Source organism: Paenibacillus pectinilyticus (genome assembly GCF_001700435.1).
Taxonomy (GTDB): Bacteria; Bacillota; Bacilli; order Paenibacillales; family NBRC-103111; genus Paenibacillus_E; species Paenibacillus_E pectinilyticus.
In genome coordinates this window covers 138,724-156,464 of record NZ_LYPC01000014.1, presented here as the reverse complement: position 1 = coordinate 156,464, position 17,741 = coordinate 138,724, and the positions used below count along the sequence as shown (strand labels likewise).

12 protein-coding genes are annotated in these 17,741 nt (G+C 46.6%); 2 read left to right on the top strand and 10 right to left on the bottom strand.

What is annotated here, in order from left to right; genetic code table 11:
• Nucleotides 1-429 precede the first annotated feature (429 nt).
• A complete protein-coding gene (locus A8709_RS08345) occupies nucleotides 430-2,178 on the bottom strand; it encodes a methyl-accepting chemotaxis protein (RefSeq protein ID WP_208607658.1) in 1,749 nt (582 codons plus the stop codon).
• A 157-nt stretch (nucleotides 2,179-2,335) separates the two neighbouring features.
• Here A8709_RS08345 and A8709_RS08340 point away from each other — a divergent pair, with 157 nt between their 5' ends.
• Entirely contained in the window at nucleotides 2,336-3,331 is a 996-nt protein-coding gene (locus A8709_RS08340) for a diacylglycerol/lipid kinase family protein (protein ID WP_084224752.1), read from the top strand.
• A gap of 36 nt (nucleotides 3,332-3,367) precedes the next feature.
• Here the strand turns inward: A8709_RS08340 and A8709_RS08335 are convergent, their stop codons facing one another.
• The 6 genes from A8709_RS08335 to pdhA all read right to left on the bottom strand — a co-directional run bounded on the left by A8709_RS08335 (nucleotide 3,368) and on the right by pdhA (nucleotide 11,573).
• A complete protein-coding gene (locus A8709_RS08335; protein WP_065852607.1) occupies nucleotides 3,368-5,536 on the bottom strand; it encodes an AMP-binding protein in 2,169 nt (722 codons plus the stop codon).
• 180 nt (nucleotides 5,537-5,716) lie between these two features.
• A complete protein-coding gene (locus tag A8709_RS08330) occupies nucleotides 5,717-6,442 on the bottom strand; it encodes a glycerophosphodiester phosphodiesterase (protein WP_065851890.1) in 726 nt (241 codons plus the stop codon).
• A 192-nt stretch (nucleotides 6,443-6,634) separates the two neighbouring features.
• On the bottom strand, nucleotides 6,635-8,050 hold the full coding sequence (gene lpdA, locus A8709_RS08325; RefSeq protein WP_065851888.1) for a dihydrolipoyl dehydrogenase: 1,416 nt from the start codon (nucleotides 8,048-8,050) through the stop codon (nucleotides 6,635-6,637).
• A 4-nt stretch (nucleotides 8,051-8,054) separates the two neighbouring features.
• The gene (locus A8709_RS08320) at nucleotides 8,055-9,386 is read right to left on the bottom strand and encodes a dihydrolipoamide acetyltransferase family protein (protein WP_065851886.1); all 1,332 of its coding nucleotides are present in this window, start codon (nucleotides 9,384-9,386) and stop codon (nucleotides 8,055-8,057) included.
• A gap of 36 nt (nucleotides 9,387-9,422) precedes the next feature.
• Nucleotides 9,423-10,403, bottom strand: a complete 981-nt coding sequence (locus A8709_RS08315) for an alpha-ketoacid dehydrogenase subunit beta (protein WP_028555735.1) — start codon at nucleotides 10,401-10,403, stop codon at nucleotides 9,423-9,425.
• Nucleotides 10,404-10,490: 87 nt separating this feature from the next.
• Entirely contained in the window at nucleotides 10,491-11,573 is a 1,083-nt protein-coding gene (gene pdhA, locus A8709_RS08310) for a pyruvate dehydrogenase (acetyl-transferring) E1 component subunit alpha (RefSeq protein WP_065851885.1), read from the bottom strand.
• Between the two features lie 218 nt (nucleotides 11,574-11,791).
• Here pdhA and A8709_RS08305 point away from each other — a divergent pair, with 218 nt between their 5' ends.
• Nucleotides 11,792-12,523, top strand: a complete 732-nt coding sequence (locus A8709_RS08305) for an alpha/beta hydrolase (RefSeq protein ID WP_065851883.1) — start codon at nucleotides 11,792-11,794, stop codon at nucleotides 12,521-12,523.
• A 4-nt stretch (nucleotides 12,524-12,527) separates the two neighbouring features.
• Here A8709_RS08305 and A8709_RS08300 read toward each other — a convergent pair whose 3' ends face one another.
• From A8709_RS08300 to A8709_RS08290, 3 genes are all read right to left on the bottom strand, one after another.
• Entirely contained in the window at nucleotides 12,528-13,346 is an 819-nt protein-coding gene (locus A8709_RS08300) for a lipoate--protein ligase family protein (RefSeq protein ID WP_065851882.1), read from the bottom strand.
• Between the two features lie 79 nt (nucleotides 13,347-13,425).
• Nucleotides 13,426-15,246: a peptidoglycan D,D-transpeptidase FtsI family protein gene (locus tag A8709_RS08295; protein ID WP_065851880.1), complete on the bottom strand. Its 1,821-nt coding sequence runs from the start codon at nucleotides 15,244-15,246 to the stop codon at nucleotides 13,426-13,428.
• A gap of 135 nt (nucleotides 15,247-15,381) precedes the next feature.
• Nucleotides 15,382-17,556, bottom strand: a complete 2,175-nt coding sequence (locus tag A8709_RS08290; protein ID WP_141692464.1) for a methyl-accepting chemotaxis protein — start codon at nucleotides 17,554-17,556, stop codon at nucleotides 15,382-15,384.
• Nucleotides 17,557-17,741 lie beyond the last annotated feature (185 nt).

The window sequence follows — 17,741 nt, the reverse complement described above, 5'->3', positions numbered from 1 at the left end:
TTCGGGGTTCGGGGTTCGGGGTTCGGGGTTCGGGGTTCGGGGTTCGGGGTTCGGGGTTCGGGGTTCGGGGTTCGGGGTTCGGGGTTCGGGGTTCGGGGTTCGGGGTTCGGGGTTCGGGGTTCGGGGTTCGGGGTTCGGGGTTCGGGGTTCGGGGTTCGGGGTTCGGGGTTCGGGGTTCGGGGTTCGGGGTTCGGGGTTCGGGGTTCGGGGTTCGGGGTTCGGGGTTCGGGGTTCGGGGTTCGGGGTTCGGGGTTCGGGGTTCGGGGTTCGGGGTTCGGGGTTCGGGGTTCGGGATTAGGATTGGGATTGGGAGTTTGTGTGTTTGAAACTTCTCCAGCTTCAGAACTCGACCTTCCTTCGAGCAGATACGACAGCTCTACCAGCCCACAAAAACCAAAAACCCGCAGGCACATGCCCGCGGGTCCTCTTCTACACCTTAAATTTCTGCAAGGAAATTTGCAGTTCTTCCGCAAGTCCGGCCAACGCCTTGGCCGAATTCTCGATTTCCTCCGTCGTCGACATTTGCTGCTGACTCGCAGCAGATGTCTCCTGACTAACGGAAATGCCCGTCTCCGAGACCGAGCTCACAATCCGCATCACTTGCTCGATGCGCAAGTTCGCATCCACCAGATGGTGAATATTCTGATTCACATCTTCCACCTTGGCGTTCACTTTCTCGACAGACGTCTCGATGTGAACGAACGATTCTTGCGCTTCCGCGGATATGGTCAAGCCAGCTTTTACTTTTCCTGCACCTGTGTGCATGGAGCTTACAGCTTCGTTGATCTGCCTTTGGATCGTGGACACCAGATCCGTGATGTTCCGCGCGGACGTGGACGACTGTTCCGCAAGCTTACGCACTTCGCCCGCGACGACCGCAAAGCCGCGGCCCGCTTCACCTGCACGTGCCGCTTCAATCGCAGCGTTCAACGATAGGAGATTCGTCTGAGTCGAAATCTCGTTAATGACATTGACGATTTGTCCGATTTTATGTGCATTTTTACCCAAATCTTCGATCACACCATGAGCATCATGAACCGCATCTGAGATTTCGGACATTTGCCCTGCGATGGATACGACAGATTGCTTCCCATTCTGCGCAGCTTGCGTGGCTTGATTCACAAGTTCAGCTACATGTTGCGCTGACGCATCAATCTGTCTTGTACTCGTCAACATCAGACCTACAGCCTCATTCGCTTGGTTCACGCCAGCAAATTGTTTATCAAAATCTTCCGAAAGCTGTTGGCTTGAAGAAGCAACCTGTCTAGCAGCCATGGAGCTTTGCTCAGAGCTTGCTAGCAGCTCTTCGGAACTCGCTGATAACGTCACTGCATTATCCGCAATTTGCAACACTAAATTCCTTAAACTCTCGGTCATCACATTAAAGGAACTCGTTAATTTGCCGACCTCATCATCGAAAGGATAGTCCCCTTTTACGGCCAAATCCCCGCCAGCCGCCTTCTCCATATGCTCCTGTAATTTACGAATAGGTGTCGTTATAATCATATTCAAGGCTAACGCACTGATCGTCATCACAATGATCGCAATCAGAATGGTTAGAATAATAACCACATGTGAAGTCTTGGAATCGGAGCTGCTCGATTGCTGGAATTGCTCAGCAGCAGATTCTTTGAGCGCAACGAGCTTGTCCAAAGCCTCTATCGTTTTATCCCCTTGTGGAGATACCTCATTGTTATATACTTGATAGGCCACTTGATTATTTTGCGTCGCAGATTCAATCGCTTTATCAACTACTTCGCGATATTTCACATTGAGATCCTCAAAGCTTTTGAAATCTTCTGATTCTTCTTGTGTTAATGCAATACTCGAGATTTTTCCAACCAAATCTTGATTAAGTGTCTTAGCTTGCTCTAAGTTCGCTTTAAGCTTTGTCTTATATTTCACATCCGTAGACAACATCATTTCGAGCAAATTCGATTCTACTTCCGTGAAATTGGTTTTTAATTGATTAATCCATTTGACAGAAAGCAGACTTTCCTCGTACATTCTAGTAGAGTTACTAGACATCTTGTCCATATAATGATAGCCAGTAATCCCAACAATCAATAAGAACAGGATTGCAATCGCATTCATCAACAATAATTTAAAACGCAACTTAAGATTCCGAAGGATGGACAGATTGACATTCGGTAGTGCCATCGTACGCTTGCTGCTCATATTCAATTTCGCTTTGAATTTCAAAGTTTCCCATTCTCCCCCCGAGTCTACATCACGAACCATTTCTTATGTAACAAAAACTAACATCGGGTAAATTAATTTACCTATGGTTTATTTTACAAAACAGTGCCTCTGATGTAAAGATAAAAATCGTCACATGCCTTTTACCATCTATCATTTCACCTACTACAAACGTCCAATTCAACAGAAAAGGCAAGTGACATCCACTATGGAAATATTCGGAATAATTGTGAACCCACTTTCAGGCAATGGCAGAGGATCTAACATCTGGATGGAAATCAAGGAATACCTGCATACTCACCATATCGCTTATCTAGCTAAAATAACAACAAAAGCCGGAGAGGCTGCACAGCACGCAATCACACTTATCCAAGAGCATCATGTCAAACGCATCCTTGTCATTGGCGGCGACGGTACCATTCATGAAGCAGCCGGCGGCATTTGGCAACTTCATACCGAAGGGGTCACCTGCGCACTTGCGGTTATTCCCGCAGGGACAGGCAACGATTTTGCCAAAGCCTATGGCATCCCAACGCAGCCCATCAAAGCGCTTCAAATTGCGCTAGCTGCTACAACCACCGTGCAAATTGATCTTTTGCATGCGATACATAATCAAGTCGCTGTGAATAGCATCGGCGCTGGATTTGACGGCATGGTTGCCAAAATCACTAACGAAGCCTCCTACAAAAAGTTTCTAAACCGCTTTGGACTTGGAGGACTTTCCTATTTCATTTCCATTCTCCGTGTGTTCGTAACCTATCAACCTTCCACAGCATGGTTAGAAGTGGACGGTACCACCTATGAACTTCCACATATGTGGTTAGCGGCCGTGGCCAATATTCCTTTCTATGGGGGATCTATTCAAATTTGCCCTACAGCTAGTCCCCATGATGGCTTGGCAGACGTTGTCGTTATTCAAAGTAAAGGCCGCTTTCGACTATTACCTGTTCTTTTCACCGTCTATCAAGGTAAACATACGAAGCATCCTGCCGTCTCCTTTTATAAAGGCAAGAACATTTCGATCCGAACAGAAAAGCCCTTGCTCGTTCAAGCGGATGGCGAGTATGCTGGTTCCACACCTCTTCACATCGAGCTTATCCCCGCCGCTTTATCCGTAATTCGCTCGACATAATTGCAAACGCAATCATTCATACCAAACACCCACAGTCTAAGCTGGGGGTGTTTCTCCATCCTCATTTTTCTCCTGCAGCGCCCATTGTTTGAGTGTCACATAATCAATCTTCCCGCTTCCCAGGATCGGCAATTTCTCCACATACCGAAGCTCGGAAGGCAAGTAGATTGCGGGTTGCCCTTCTTTTCGCATCACATCGCGAAGCGCTTCCATAGAACTGGTCTTACTGGTATGAAATACGATGATTCGCTCACCTTTACGGCGATCCGGTATTTGAACCGCTGCACATACCGCTGGCGCAATCAAGATAGGCGCTACAAGTCCTTCCACCATCGTAAGGGATACTTTTTCTCCTCCTATTTTGGCAAAAGACTGCAATCGCGCTTGAATAAACAAATATCCCTGCTCATCCAAGTTAACGATATCCCCTGTGGGATACCATTCGGGTGAAGGCATGAATCCCTGACTATGAATCAAATAGCCGCTCATCACATTCGCCCCCCGTACAAGCAAATGTCCGCCTGTCGAAATGCCTTCCACCTCTTCCACAATCGCATCGATGCCTGGCAGCAGTTGGCCCACGGAACCTTTTTTGGCATACATCGGTGTATTCAACGAAATAACAGGCGACGTTTCTGTCGTCCCGTACCCTTCCAAAATTCGAATCCCAAACTTATCCAGCCACAATTGCCGGACTTCGTCCTTCAGACGTTCTGCACCTGCAACCACATATTTCAACGAATGGGCAAAATCATAAGGATGAGCTGATCTCCCATACGCTGCCAAAAAAGTCGATGTCCCGAACAAAATGGTGATGTTCCGATCATAAACAAGCTCTGGAATAACTTTATAATGCAGCGGATTCGGATACAGCACCAACTTCATGCCTGTCAAAATCGGAAGCATCGTCCCTGCCGTCAATCCAAACGAATGAAACATCGGCATACTGCCCAACACACGATCCGAGCTATTAAAAGCAATCGCTAGCTTCGCTTGCATGATATTAGCACTAACATTTCGGTGCGTCAGAACGACGCCTTTGGGCTTACTCTCACTTCCCGAGGTAAATAGGACAATCTCATTCAGCCCCGGACCCACAGGTCCTTTCTTTTTCAGCCAGAAATGAATCAAGCCCTTCACTTTATAGGCAACAGATAGCGATTCCTTCACATCTTCCAAATAGAGGACTGTAATTAACCCACTTACTCCACTGATAAAATCCGAAAGCCCCGCCTTCTCAATAAACATCCGAGACGTAATCACCGATTTTACTTCCGCTGTTTCACAAGCATCCAGCATTGCCTGTCTACCCGCCGAATAGTTCAAAATTGCCGGTGTCACCCCTAAACGATACAGGGCAAATAACGTAATCACATGTCCAACCGCGTTAGGCAACAATACAGCTACTCGCCTATGGCCTTGCAGAAGCTCCTGCAGCCGGATAGTCATCGTATAGCTAGATTGCAGCAGTTTCCGATACGTATAGGAAGACTGGCTCATCACATCTTCACAAATGACCGTCGAGAGACCGTGCTTTCGAGCTGCCCCGAGTAACTCATTGAATAAGTTCATCTCAGGCTGTAGCCGGCTTTCCAGCAGATGTCGGAGCAGCTGCGTACGGATCGCATGCGTGGCCTGCTCTTTTTGCACCCGCTTAGAGAACTGTTCTTTCCCCGCCGGCACTTGAAAAGCATCCCCAAAAGCGATCTTCACAGGTGGGAACCACCTTTGTTTGATTTTACCCTTGAGATACGAGAACTTCGAATGTTCCAGTCCTTGAATAGCAACAGGCACGATTCGCGCCTGAGCTCTCAGGGCAAGATAGCCGATGCCGCCGTATATTTTCATCATGCCGCCAGTCGTCGTAATTCGTCCCTCTGGAAAAATAACAAGCGGCGTTCCCTGTTGTATCGCCTTCAGCATTTTACGAACAGCGTAGGGATTCGTTGGATCTACTGCGATATGCGCGCGGAATATTAGTGCCCATGCAAACCGCTTTGCGATGTCCGTGTTAACAACAAATGCCGCATCTTTTGGCAAAATAAAAGCAAGCAGCATCGCATCCAATAAGGAGACGTGATTCGGAATCAGCACCGTTTTTCCCATGACATTCAGCTTATCCAAGCCTGTCACTCTCACCTTGAAAGCAGCGAGCACAAATAGACGCAAGCACGGAAGTAAAAGCTTTACTAGCGTAACGAACATCCATTTGATCACGGGAATTCCCCCTATAGGCATCTCATTTACTAGTACATTGTATGCATAATAAAAGAAACGGCTACGCCGTCCACAGAGGACGAGTGCATTTAACTGGAAATTTGCCCCTATCTTAGGCATGAGAAAGAGACCTCAGCATGTTAGATGCATCGGTCTACTTCATTAAAGCTATTTATTTAGATACGTGCTCAATCGGCCTGGAAAATCAGTAATAATGCCAGAAACTCCCGCTTCAATCAAGCGTTGATAATCGATTAACTCATTCACCGTGTATGGATAAACTTGAAGACCTGCGGCTACTGCGGCAGCAATATCCCTAGGCTCCATACATTGATGATGGGGATGTAAGGAACAGATGTCTACTCCCATTTTCTTCGCATAACCGGGGTGGTCGATTAGATTCGCATTGTATAATAGGCCTACTTGAATCTTGGGCTCTGCCTTTTTTAACCGTTTAATGACTTTATGATCAAAAGAAGAAACAACCACATCTTCATACCGATTTGCCGCCCTTAAAAAAGCGATTAATGCCTGTTCCATTCGTCCCTTATACGCATGTTTAACTTCCACGTTGATGAGCATACCGCGAGGCACAAGATCAAATACTTCGCTTAAAAGAGGAATGCGCTCTCCAGTGAACTCCTCTGAGAACCAACTTCCTGCGTCTAGCTGCTGTAAGGCCTGCCAATTATGCTCGCAAATGTGTCCTGAGCCATTCGTTGTCCGGTTTAACGTGCCATCATGACAGACGACAATTTCGCCATCCTTCGTTATATGTACATCTAGTTCAATAGCTTGCGCTCCCTGCCTTAAAGCTAATGCGAAGGACGCCATCGTATTCTCTGGTGCCTCTCCCGCCGCGCCGCGATGACCAATTACCATCGGTTTATGCATAGTTCAACACTCCCAACATAGTAGCATGCCCTCACATCAAATTATACGAGCACCTCTTCCGAGTCGTCAATTTTCGTTCAACCTCACCTCGTCCCATAAAATGAAAAGAGTCCCGTAGAGCGGCTTTGCAGCCATACTCTCGGGACTTTTATCTAAAGGTAGTAGTAACTAACCGTTAATGAAGAAAGGAAATTATTTACCCAATTGGTGAATCGGGTGTCCAAGCGCGCCTTCAGCGGCATCCATGATCATTTCTGTCAAAGTTGGATGAGCATGAATCGTTAATGCGATGTCCTCCAAGTTAGCACCCATCTCAACCGCAAGCGCAAGCTCACCGATCAAGTTAGAAGCTTCTGGGCCCACGATTTGACCGCCAAGCAATTGGCCTGTTTCTTTGTCACCAACAAGCTTCACGAAGCCTTGTGCAGCGTTCAAAGAGTTCGCACGACCGTTAGCCGCGTAAGGGAATTTACCAATAGTTACGTTAATTCCTTGCGCTTTTGCTTCTGTTTCGCTTAGTCCTACGCCAGCAATCTCCGGATCGGAGAATACAACAGCAGGCATTGCTTTGTAATCAACGATGCTTGCATGACCAGCAATCGCTTCAGCCGCCACCTTAGCTTCATAAGAAGCTTTGTGTGCCAAGGAAAGACCAGGAACAACATCACCAATTGCGAAAATGTGAGGAATGCTCGTTCTACCTTGGTTATCGACTTCGATCAGACCGCGATCTGTCATTTTCAAGTTAATTAGATCAAGACCAAGCTCACCGTCTGTGTTCGGACGACGACCTACAGTTACAAGAACATAATCTGCCGTGACTTGTTTTTCTTCGCCTTTAACTGTGAAAGTAACGGTAACATCGTTGTCTGTTTTCGTGCAGGACTGCGCTAACGCTTCGGTATGAACCTCAACGCCAACTTTCTCTAGATTCTTAGCAACCAGCTTCGTGAATTCTTTTTCGAAGCCTGGAAGCACGTAATCTGAGCCTTCCAACACAGTCACTTTCGTACCGAATTTCGCATACGTTTGACCAAGCTCGATTCCGATATAGCCGCCGCCAATAACGATCATGCTTTTCGGAATTTCTGGCAGGTTCAACGCTTCTGTCGAAGAGATGATTCTTCCGCCATAAGGGAAAGCTTTCAACTCGATTGGACGGGAGCCTGTTGCGATAATACAGTTCTTGAAGCGGTAACGCGGTGCTTCCGCATCATTGAATACACGAGCTTCGTGCTCGTTAATGAACATCGCTTCACCTTGGAACGTTTGGATCTTGTTGCCTTTGAGCAATCCGCTTACGCCGCCTGTTTGTTTGGCAACAATGCTGTTTTTCCAAGCTTGTACTTTCGCAAAGTCCACTTTCACGTTCTCTACGGAAATTCCGATGCTGTCTGCATGTTGAGCGTGCTCATACGTGTGTGCAGCGGAAATCAAAGCTTTGGATGGGATACAGCCGCGGTTCAAACACACGCCGCCCCAAGCGTCTTTATCAACAATAAGAACGCTTTGGCCAAGTTGAGCAGCACGAATGGCAGCTACGTAACCGCCAGGGCCTGCACCGATAACCAACAAATCGATATCTAAAGAAGCATCTCCTACTACCATGCTGTTACACCTCCAAGACGAGAAGCTCTGGATCAGCCAGAAGCTGTTTGATGTAGTTCAAGAAGCTTTGTGCTGTTGCACCATCAACGATACGGTGATCGAAGCTTAAGGAAAGTGCCATAACGTGTGCGGCAACGATTTGTCCGTTTTTCACAACTGGCTTCTCAGTGATACGGCCTGCACCTAGGATCGCAACTTCAGGGAAGTTGATAACTGGTGTGAAGAACATACCGCCAACGGAACCAATGTTCGTGATGGAGATCGTGCTGCCTTTCAACTCATTCGCTGCCAATTTGCCATCGCGTCCGCGAAGCGCCAAATCTTTGATCGAAGAAGCGATCGACCATACGTTTTTACGATCAGCATCATGGATAACAGGAACGAGCAAGCCGTTTTCTGTATCTGTTGCAATTCCGATGTTGTAGTACTTTTTGTAGACGATTTCTTGCTTCTCTTCGTCGATCATCGCGTTCATGACCGGGAATTGACGACAAGCCGCTACCAATGCTTTCACGATGAAAGGAAGGTACGTCAATTTCACGCCTTTTTTCTCTGCGAGCGGCTTCGTACGCTCGCGAAGAGCGACAAGTGCCGACACGTCGATCTCATCCATCAATGTCACGTGCGGAGCCGTGTACACGGATTTAACCATGGCGTTCGCAATGATTTTGCGAATGCCTTTGAACGGAATGCGTTCTTCGACGCGATCGCCTGTGACGACCTGCACTGACGACGCTGCTGCAGGTGCCGTTGTTGTTTCAGACGCTACTGATGACGCTGCGTCTGCTGCTGGAGCGGCTACGCCAGCTCCCGTAAAGCCAAGCACGTCCTCGCGTGTTACGCGGCCGTGCTTCCCTGTAGGCGTCACCTCTGCGAGTGTGATGCCTTTCTCTCTTGCCAGCTTGCGCACGCTTGGCGTTGCAAGCACTTCACGGCCCGCGCTTCCCGTTGGCGCGGCTACCGCTGCAACAGCGGCCGCAGGCGCTGCTACCGGTGCTGCTACTGCTGCAGGAGCAGCAGCAGGTGGTGTTGCTACAGCCACGGCTGGAGCCGCGTGGCTGGAACCTTGATGCATCGAAGCCGCAGGCATCTCGCCTGTCACTTCAATCGTCATCACAAGCTCGCCAATTGTGCACACTTGTCCATCTTTTACGGCAACGCTGACGATCTTGCCTTCTACTGGACAAGGAACCTCAACAACCGCTTTATCGTTCTGTACTTCCATAAGAATCGTTTCGTCAGTTACGGTGTCACCCGCTTTAACTAACATTTTCACGATCTCGCCTTCATGTATGCCTTCACCAAGCTCTGGGAACTTGTATTCAAACAATGCCACGTGTACGACCTCCTGTTACCTTCGACTGTGTGTGAATTAGAATTCGAGTACTTTCTTAATTCCGGCAATAACACTTGCTGGACTTGGCAACCAAGCATCTTCGATTTGTGCGAATGGATATACGGTATCCGGTGGTGTAATACGCAGAACTGGCGCTTCCAAATGAAGAATTGCTTTTTCATTAATTTGAGCAATAACCTCTGCAGCTACACCGGATGTTTTTTGTGCTTCTTGTACGATAATCGCGCGGTTTGTTTTCTTAATCGATGTCACAATCGTATCAATATCAAGTGGAAGAAGTGTACGAAGGTCGATAACTTCGACTTTCACACCTTCTGTTTTTTCGATCTCTTCAGCAGCTTTCATGGAAGTGTGTACCATAGCGCCGTAAGTAATAATCGTAACGTCAGAACCTTCTTTAACAACATTTGCTTTGCCTAGCTCAACCGTGTATTCACCTTCTGGTACTTCGCCGCGGAATGCACGGTATAAGTTCAAATGCTCCATGAAGAAGACAGGGTCATTATCACGAATCGCTGCAATGAGAAGTCCTTTTGCATCGTAAGGATTGGAAGGAACAACAACTTTGATCCCTGGTGTTTGAACAAGTAAACCTTCAAGCGCATCCGTATGAAGCTCAGCCGCTTTAACACCGCCGCCAAAAGGCGTACGGAATACGATTGGGGAGTTATAACGACCGCCGGAACGGTAACGCATACGAGCTGCTTGCACGCAAATTTGGTCAAGCGCTTCGTAGATGAATCCAACGAATTGGATTTCAGCGATTGGGCGGAAGCCTTGTACGCCTAGTCCAACCGCAAGTCCACCGATAGCGGACTCAGCAAGAGGCGTATCGAATACGCGCTCTTCGCCGAATTCTTTTTGCAAACCTTCTGTCGCACGGAACACGCCACCAACATTACCAACGTCTTCGCCGAACAAAATAACATTAGGATCTCGTTCTAGTTCTACACGCATTGCATCTTTTATCGCTTGAATCATTGTCATTTGTGCCATGACTATTCTGTGCCTCCTAAATGTTTTCGAAAGAAAACTCGCTCCGTAAGCATAATCTTTTGTAAAAACTTGTTTCGTCAGCTAACTCTATTTAAACGATTCTTTTTGTTCTTCTAAATGAGCAGGCGTCACTTCGAACATGGAGTCGATCAATCCAGCGACTGTCATTTTCTCTGTTTCTTCTGCTTTCTTAATGTGCTCAGCAACAGTAGCTTTCGCTTCTTCCTTCACTTGAGCTTCTTCTTCTTCGCTCCAAAGGCCTTTTTTGGTCAAGAACAAACGCATACGCGTTAATGGATCTCTTGGCTCCCAATCGGACTCTTCATCTTTGGTACGATATTTCGTTGTATCATCGGCCAAGGAATGCGGACGGAAACGGTACGTCAACGCTTCGATCAACGTAGCGCCTTCGCCTCTGCGTCCTCTTTCAGCAGCTTCAGTTACCGCTTGAACGACAGCTAGTACGTCCATGCCGTCTACTTGCACGCCTTTGATACCGGCAGCAACGGATTTATGTGCAACAGAAAGTGCGCCTGTTTGTTTGGAATATGGTGTCGTAATCGCGTAACCATTGTTTTGTACGAAATAAATCACAGGCAGCTTAAATGCGCCTGCAAAGTTCATACCTTCATAGAAATCGCCTTCGGAAGAACCACCGTCACCTGTGTACGTAATAGCTACACGCGGTTGATTACGTTTCTTGAAAGCCATCGCAACGCCTGTTGCGTGAAGAATTTGTGCGCCGATAATGATTTGCGGCATAAGAACGTGGACATCTTGCGGAATTTGTCCGCCATGTTGATGACCGCGGGAGTACAAGAATGCTTGGTACAACGGAAGACCGTGCCATACCAATTGTGGCATATCGCGGTAACCTGGGCAGATGAAATCATCTTTATTTAAGGCAAATTCGCTACCAATCATGGAAGCTTCTTGACCGGAAACCGGTGCATAGAAACCAAGGCGTCCTTGACGTCCTAGATTGACTGCTCTTTCATCCCATACGCGTGTGAAAACCATTCTTCTCATTAATTCTTTTAATTGTTCATCGCTAAGCTTAGGCATTTTATCGGGATTAACAACCGTGCCGTCTGGAGCAAGAACCTGTAATGGCTCAACCTTTTCTGTGGTCACTTCATAATTTGTTTGGCTGACAAGTGGCTTACTCATACCATTTCACCTCTTATATGATTTTGGTGCCTACTATCTGGACTTCTGTTATAGTATTATTATAATCCTGTTTTGGTGAATTGTACACCAGCAACGACGGGCAATCTCACCCTTTTTGTCGTTAGTGAATAGTACAGTTCCCAATAATATATAATACAGTTTACAAAGAATTAACAACTGCTATAATACACCTACCCCTCAGATGAAGGAGATCTACGATGTCAGATGACTCTCGTTTGTATCAGCGTACTATTGTAAAAGATGAAGTAACCTCAGATCTGCTTGGAGAAAATCGCTCCCTTCGGATCTATCTCCCCCCCGGTTATAATGAATTGTTATCCTATCCCGTCATTTATTGCCAAGATGGCGAACAGTTCTTTAATTTCGGCCGTATTGCTACTACACTTACACGTTTAATCCTTGATGAAGATTTGGAACCGGCCATTGTTGTCGGAGTTGATGTGAATAACGTAAACCGGACATCCGAATACGCACCTGAAGGTGAACGTCATGATCGCTACTGTCAGTTCTTTGCTGAGGAGCTTCTCCCTTATGTAGAGAGCCGCTACCCCATTCGCGCAGACAGAACGGAACGCATCCTTGCAGGCGATTCACTTGGGGGAACGGTTTCCTTGCATCTCGCCTTAGATTATCCTAGCCTTTTTTGCCGAGTTATATCCTTGTCTGGCGCATTTTTCGACATCACACGCGAACGGATTAAACAAGTAGACGACTTATCTTGGTTAGAGATCTATATGCTAATCGGTTTAGATGAAACAGATGTCACAACAGAGCGGGGTACCTTTGATTTTGTGCGAGAAAACCAGCTGACACAAACATTTCTGCAAGACAAAAATACCGCGCTTCACTATATAGAGAAACCCGGTAAACATATATGGGGCTTTTGGCAAGTGGAACTGCCAGCCGCCCTTCATTATTTTCTAAGCTAACACGCTAGGATAGGCCGTACCGTGACTTCATAAGATCGACCATATCCTGAATTTGCGATTCCTCGGGGTAGCCAGCAATATCTGCTGCCCTCCCCAGCTCAATCCCTCTGCCGCGCATCACTTCATGCAATTGATTTACAAACTGTTCAGCTGTTAAAGGAAGCTGCAAGCATTCGGATAAGCTAGACATGCTTTCTTGAACCACTTCCGGATAATCGTGCCCCGGGGCAGACTGTGCAGCTCGTTCATAAAAGCCGCGGGCTAGCGCAGCCTTCTCCTCACCACGGCCTTCCACAATGAGGAAAGCCTGAACAGATATCGCATGCTGTTGTCTACGCTGTGCAATACCGCAAAATTTGCGTCCTCCGATACTAAGGTCAAACTCCCCAGGGCAAAATGATCCTAGGATTTCTCCCTGATCAATCCGATCCGTGACCTGAGCCATGACATCTCGGATGAGGCTGACCATGAGATTGAAATCCTTGCGATGTTCCATATCCCCTGCTTCTTTTGGCAGCAGTAAGGATATGTTAACCACGCCCAAATCGAGAGGAACGGCCGCTCCTCCTGAATTACGCACCGCGGTATCGTATCCCTGACTTTGCAGCCATTCATTCGCCATAGCCGCATGCGGAAGTCTGCTGTCTCTAAGCCCCATCACGAAAGCTCTCGGATGTCTCCAAATATGGAGAATCGGAGGCACTGTTTTCCCAATAGCACGGCATAACAATTCTTCTAGAGCAAAAGCATATAAAATAGGTTTCGATTCTGTTTCACTAGAACGATCCAGAATTCTTAAAGTTGTAGGAAGTTGGGTTGCCATTACAAGGTCTCCTGAGTGTACATGTAGTATTTATCAAAAGCATTGTAAGCGAAAACCGCTGAAAATACATCAACAAATTTTATTTACTCCCCTTTGACCCCTGGCTTGCCAGAATATCCATGATCCCTTTAAACAGTGGAATAGCCTTGTTACTGTCCGCAGGACCCCTATTTTTGATAACAACAGACACCGCATATTGAGGGGACTCCACAGGACCATAGCCAATAAACCATTGATTTACTTTCTCTTGCTTCCCATTTTGGATTTGCGCTGTTCCTGATTTGCCCGCAAGTGCCCACTTTGCGCCTTTCAGGCTTTGCCCAGTGCCTTCGGTAACAACTTCCCTCATCCAGTTAAGAAGTGTCTGGCTTGTCTTTGCAGATATTTTGCCCGCTTCGGAGGACAAGGTTTTCACCGGGAATTGCTCCATCTCACGCCCCGTTTGATAGCGAATTTCTTTGACCACCCTTGGTGAGTAGACTTTACCATCGTTTAATAACGTCACGACCATATTGGACGCTTGCAATGGTGTCATCCGGACATCCCTTTGACCAATTGCCGTTTGCATCAGAACTCCCTCATCATTCTCCGGTGTATGGGCCGCAAAGAGCTGCCCCGTCTCTTCGGAGTCAAATTGTTGAAGTACTGTTTTCATATCTGTTTTCCCGGACCATCCCACTTCGTTCAGTACACCCAGTTTGTTCGCATACGTCTCTAATTGCGCGGCTGTTAAGCGTTGCATGACATTAGCAAATACGATATTACATGATTGTGCGTAGCCTTCCTCCATGGTTAATGGGCCATGTCCTGATTTAAGCCAGCACGTAAATCCATATTTGCCAAGTGCACCTTTACAGTCAAAGGTTTCTGTCGGACTCACAACTTTCTCATCAAGTGCGGCAGCCGCTACGACGGTTTTGAAGATAGATCCCGGAGCAGTCGCTTTCACAGCATAATTACTCCAGCTGTTGCTTGCCAGATCCACTTGTAAAGGATTGTAATTCGGCCTGCTTGCCATCGCGACCACATCGCCGTCTCCGGCCTCCTGCACAACCGCCGCGCCTTCGGCTATCCCTAATTTATCCATTAGCGCTTCAATTTGCTGTTGAACACTACTATCCAACGTAGTAACTAGCTTGACTGGATAGAACGAGTTATCTGGGGCGATCATGCGGGCATCTAAGCCTGCTAATGGCCTTTTCCCAGCATCCGTGAAATAGGAAATGGACGTTTCACCAACGCCGCGCAGCCACGCATCGAAAGACTTCTCTAATCCAGCTCCACCGATCTTCGATGTGAGTTCCATTTTGCCTTTTTCCAAATCCGAGCTGTACATTTGCATCACACGGTCTGGATTTTGCCCAATGAAACCGATCAATTGCCTTGCTGTCATCCCTATCGGATATCGATCCTCGATTTGGACTACCTTCACATTCGACAAACCGAGTCCATTAATCCCGTTGACCTGCTGATCGTTCAGTTGAACCGGCTTCCCGCCATCTTGCGTCCCCCACACCTGCGGTTCCTTCAGATTTTTGGCAAATGACGCCCACTGCTCCTTACTCGTTTGCAAAAGGTGTACTAACTGGCTAGCATCCTGCTGATTCATCGCATAATCGCGATTAATCGGGAAAGCTACCAAGGCATTCACGATCTTCCCTGTCATCGGTGCTAGATTGCGGTCGACAATTTCGCCGCGCCCACTCTCAAGGACAAGCGCGCGCTGACGCTGAATAACGGAATTTTTCACCAGATTAATTCCTCGGGAAGAATAACTTTCCGTTGCTGCGATTTGTATCCAGAACAATTTGCCCACGATACCTAGAAATGCGAGCAGAATCAAAAAAAGCATTAAAAAAATGCGGCGTTTTTCTACGGAAGATAATTGATTCTCTCTCATTTATACGAACCCCTTTATCTCTTACATGAACTCTCTCCTTCCAGTATCGGCAATCTAGTATCACGGCAAACCGCTCCAGCCTTAGCATAGACAAAAAAATCCACCCTCCAATGGAGAGTGGATACTAGAGAGCTATTAGACTTCAAATTTAGATAATGTATCTGTCAGTGACTTGGACAATAGATCTAGCTTGTCCGATAATTTCACTAAGCCATCGCTGATACTCAATTGCTCAGAGCTCAGTGAAGCAACTTCCTCAGATGTCGCAAGGGATTCCTCCGCAACCGCGCTCACATTCGTCATCGCATCTGAAAGCACGACTTGCGATTGCTCAAGCGTCGAGATGGAATCGCTGACTGTGCTCAATTGCTCAATGAAGCCGCCCATATGACTCGTCACTTGTTTGAAAATCGTATCTGCTTCCTTAACTGCCGAGATTTGTTCTTGGAAGATTGGTGTTGCTGTCGAAAGCACCTTCACCGTTTCATCGATTTCGCGCTGAATCGTTTCGGTAATCTGACCTACAACCTCAATCGATTGTTTGGACTGATCCGCCAATTTACGAATTTCATCGGCAACAACCATGAAGCCTTTGCCGGCTGCGCCTGCACGTGCGGCTTCGATCGTCGCATTCAAAGATAAGATATTCGTTTGCTTGGTCATATTGTTCAATACATCTAGAATTTTACGAATCGAACGCGTGCTATCTTTCAAACGATTTACTTTGTCTACCATAGAACGAATCATTTCTTCCGTCAGATTCGTTTTGGAGATAAGTTCTGACATGTACTTTGTTCCAAGCTCACTGGACGTTTGTACATCTGCTGCGGCAGTTCCCATCTCCAAGTTGGCTTCAATAACTTGCTTCATTTGAATGCCAATGTGATGAGTTAACTCGTTCCCCTTCTCCGATTCCGTGGCCAATCCGCCAGCCCCATTGGAGATCTCGTCCGTTGCAACCGCGATTTCCCTTGCCGCTGTTGCAGTGACCTGCGAGGAGTTCGTCAATTCCTGTGCTGTTTCAAAAACAGCTTGTGCCGATGTACTCGTTTGTTGCACTAACGTCGTAATTTGCTGCATCATCACGTCAAAGCTTGCGCCCAGTTGGCCAATCTCATCTTGCGATTTGTAATTGGCACGAACCGTCAGTTTACCTTTGGCACCTTGCTGCATCAGATTACGCAGATTAATAAGCGGGCTTCCGATCATTCTAGCGACGATAATCCCGATGATGACTGCGGCTATGGCCGCAAACAACGCGATAAGAAGCGTGTAATTGAAAATTTTCTTCGCATCTTTGACTAGTGCACTAACAGGAATATCACCAACTAGGTTCCAGCCCGAAACGGTTGATTTATAAAAAGCAACCATGTGATCATCCTTCGTAATGAAGGATCCATTATTATCGTCCTGCTGTTCCTTCGTCAACTGAATCGGAGATTCCTTGCCAACCACACTCATGTCTTTCGCTGCAATATATTTATTATCTTCTGTCGTTATAATGACATTACTGTCATCACCTAATGACATACCGCTAAGCTCTTTCGTCAACGTATCTGTACTTAGTTCTAAGACGAGAATCGCTGTAGACGAATTCGTTAGTGTGTTGCGCATCAGACGGCTAACCGCAAACGTATTATTCGAATTACTCGAGTATCCTTTAGCCTGACTAGGTAACCATGTCACTTTCCCGCCATTTTCAACGGTACGTTTAAACCAGTCTGTGTCTGCTGAATTATCCGTTAAGGTAGCGCCACCTACGCCAGTAATAACAATCAGTTTACCATCTGGCCGGTATAAATGAAGCGTTTTAATTGATTTGTTAGAAAAAGTTACCACATTTAATTTCTCAGTTAATTGACGCGTAACATCAAGTGCTTCATAGGAGGAAGCTTCCAATTTCGGAACTTTATCCAACAAATCCTGCAGTTCTTTGTTCAACATGATTTGAAGAGAGATATCATCAAACGTTTGATAGAGAAAATCTAACTTCTGACCTGCTTGCTTGACCGTCTGTAAACTGGAATCAGATACCTTGTTCTTGATAACATTCTTCGAAACGGAGTACGAAATCATACCAACCGTAAGAACGAAGAACAAAATGCTTATAAAGAACATCAAAAATAACTTCATACCAACGGATTTCACTGGATTTTCAAGCCTGATGTTAGTTGTGCCCTTGAATGCATATGTACCACCTGATGAAGCTGCATGACCTGACTTGTCAATATTTCGACCCCTTCGAACTTGACCAGTTGCTTGAACTACTTTGTTTACAATTGCGCGGATACCTTGGAGTTTTTTTGTCATTTCGTTCACCACCATTAGTTTCTAATTACCTTTATTTCTAGCTTTCCAACTAAAATGAAAAGGTTTACATACCTTGTTATAGATCAATTTCGACATTCATTTCCAATATCCTCTATAATCCGATCTAAAAGTAAAGGAAAAGTAAAAAAAAGAAGCCTTATCCAATATAACTTACACTGGAGAAA

What these genes read in the sequence shown, in the direction of transcription:
- A8709_RS08345 (WP_208607658.1), bottom strand. Translation starts at nt 2,178, where the DNA reads ATGAGCAGCAAGCGTACGATGGCACTACCGAATGTCAATCTGTCCATC.
- A8709_RS08340 (WP_084224752.1), top strand. Translation starts at nt 2,336, where the DNA reads ATGCCTTTTACCATCTATCATTTCACCTACTACAAACGTCCAATTCAA.
- A8709_RS08335 (WP_065852607.1), bottom strand. Translation starts at nt 5,536, where the DNA reads ATGTTCGTTACGCTAGTAAAGCTTTTACTTCCGTGCTTGCGTCTATTT.
- A8709_RS08330 (WP_065851890.1), bottom strand. Translation starts at nt 6,442, where the DNA reads ATGCATAAACCGATGGTAATTGGTCATCGCGGCGCGGCGGGAGAGGCA.
- lpdA (WP_065851888.1), bottom strand. Translation starts at nt 8,050, where the DNA reads ATGGTAGTAGGAGATGCTTCTTTAGATATCGATTTGTTGGTTATCGGT.
- A8709_RS08315 (WP_028555735.1), bottom strand. Translation starts at nt 10,403, where the DNA reads ATGGCACAAATGACAATGATTCAAGCGATAAAAGATGCAATGCGTGTA.
- pdhA (WP_065851885.1), bottom strand. Translation starts at nt 11,573, where the DNA reads ATGAGTAAGCCACTTGTCAGCCAAACAAATTATGAAGTGACCACAGAA.
- A8709_RS08305 (WP_065851883.1), top strand. Translation starts at nt 11,792, where the DNA reads ATGTCAGATGACTCTCGTTTGTATCAGCGTACTATTGTAAAAGATGAA.
- A8709_RS08300 (WP_065851882.1), bottom strand. Translation starts at nt 13,346, where the DNA reads ATGGCAACCCAACTTCCTACAACTTTAAGAATTCTGGATCGTTCTAGT.
- A8709_RS08295 (WP_065851880.1), bottom strand. Translation starts at nt 15,246, where the DNA reads ATGAGAGAGAATCAATTATCTTCCGTAGAAAAACGCCGCATTTTTTTA.
- A8709_RS08290 (WP_141692464.1), bottom strand. Translation starts at nt 17,556, where the DNA reads ATGACAAAAAAACTCCAAGGTATCCGCGCAATTGTAAACAAAGTAGTT.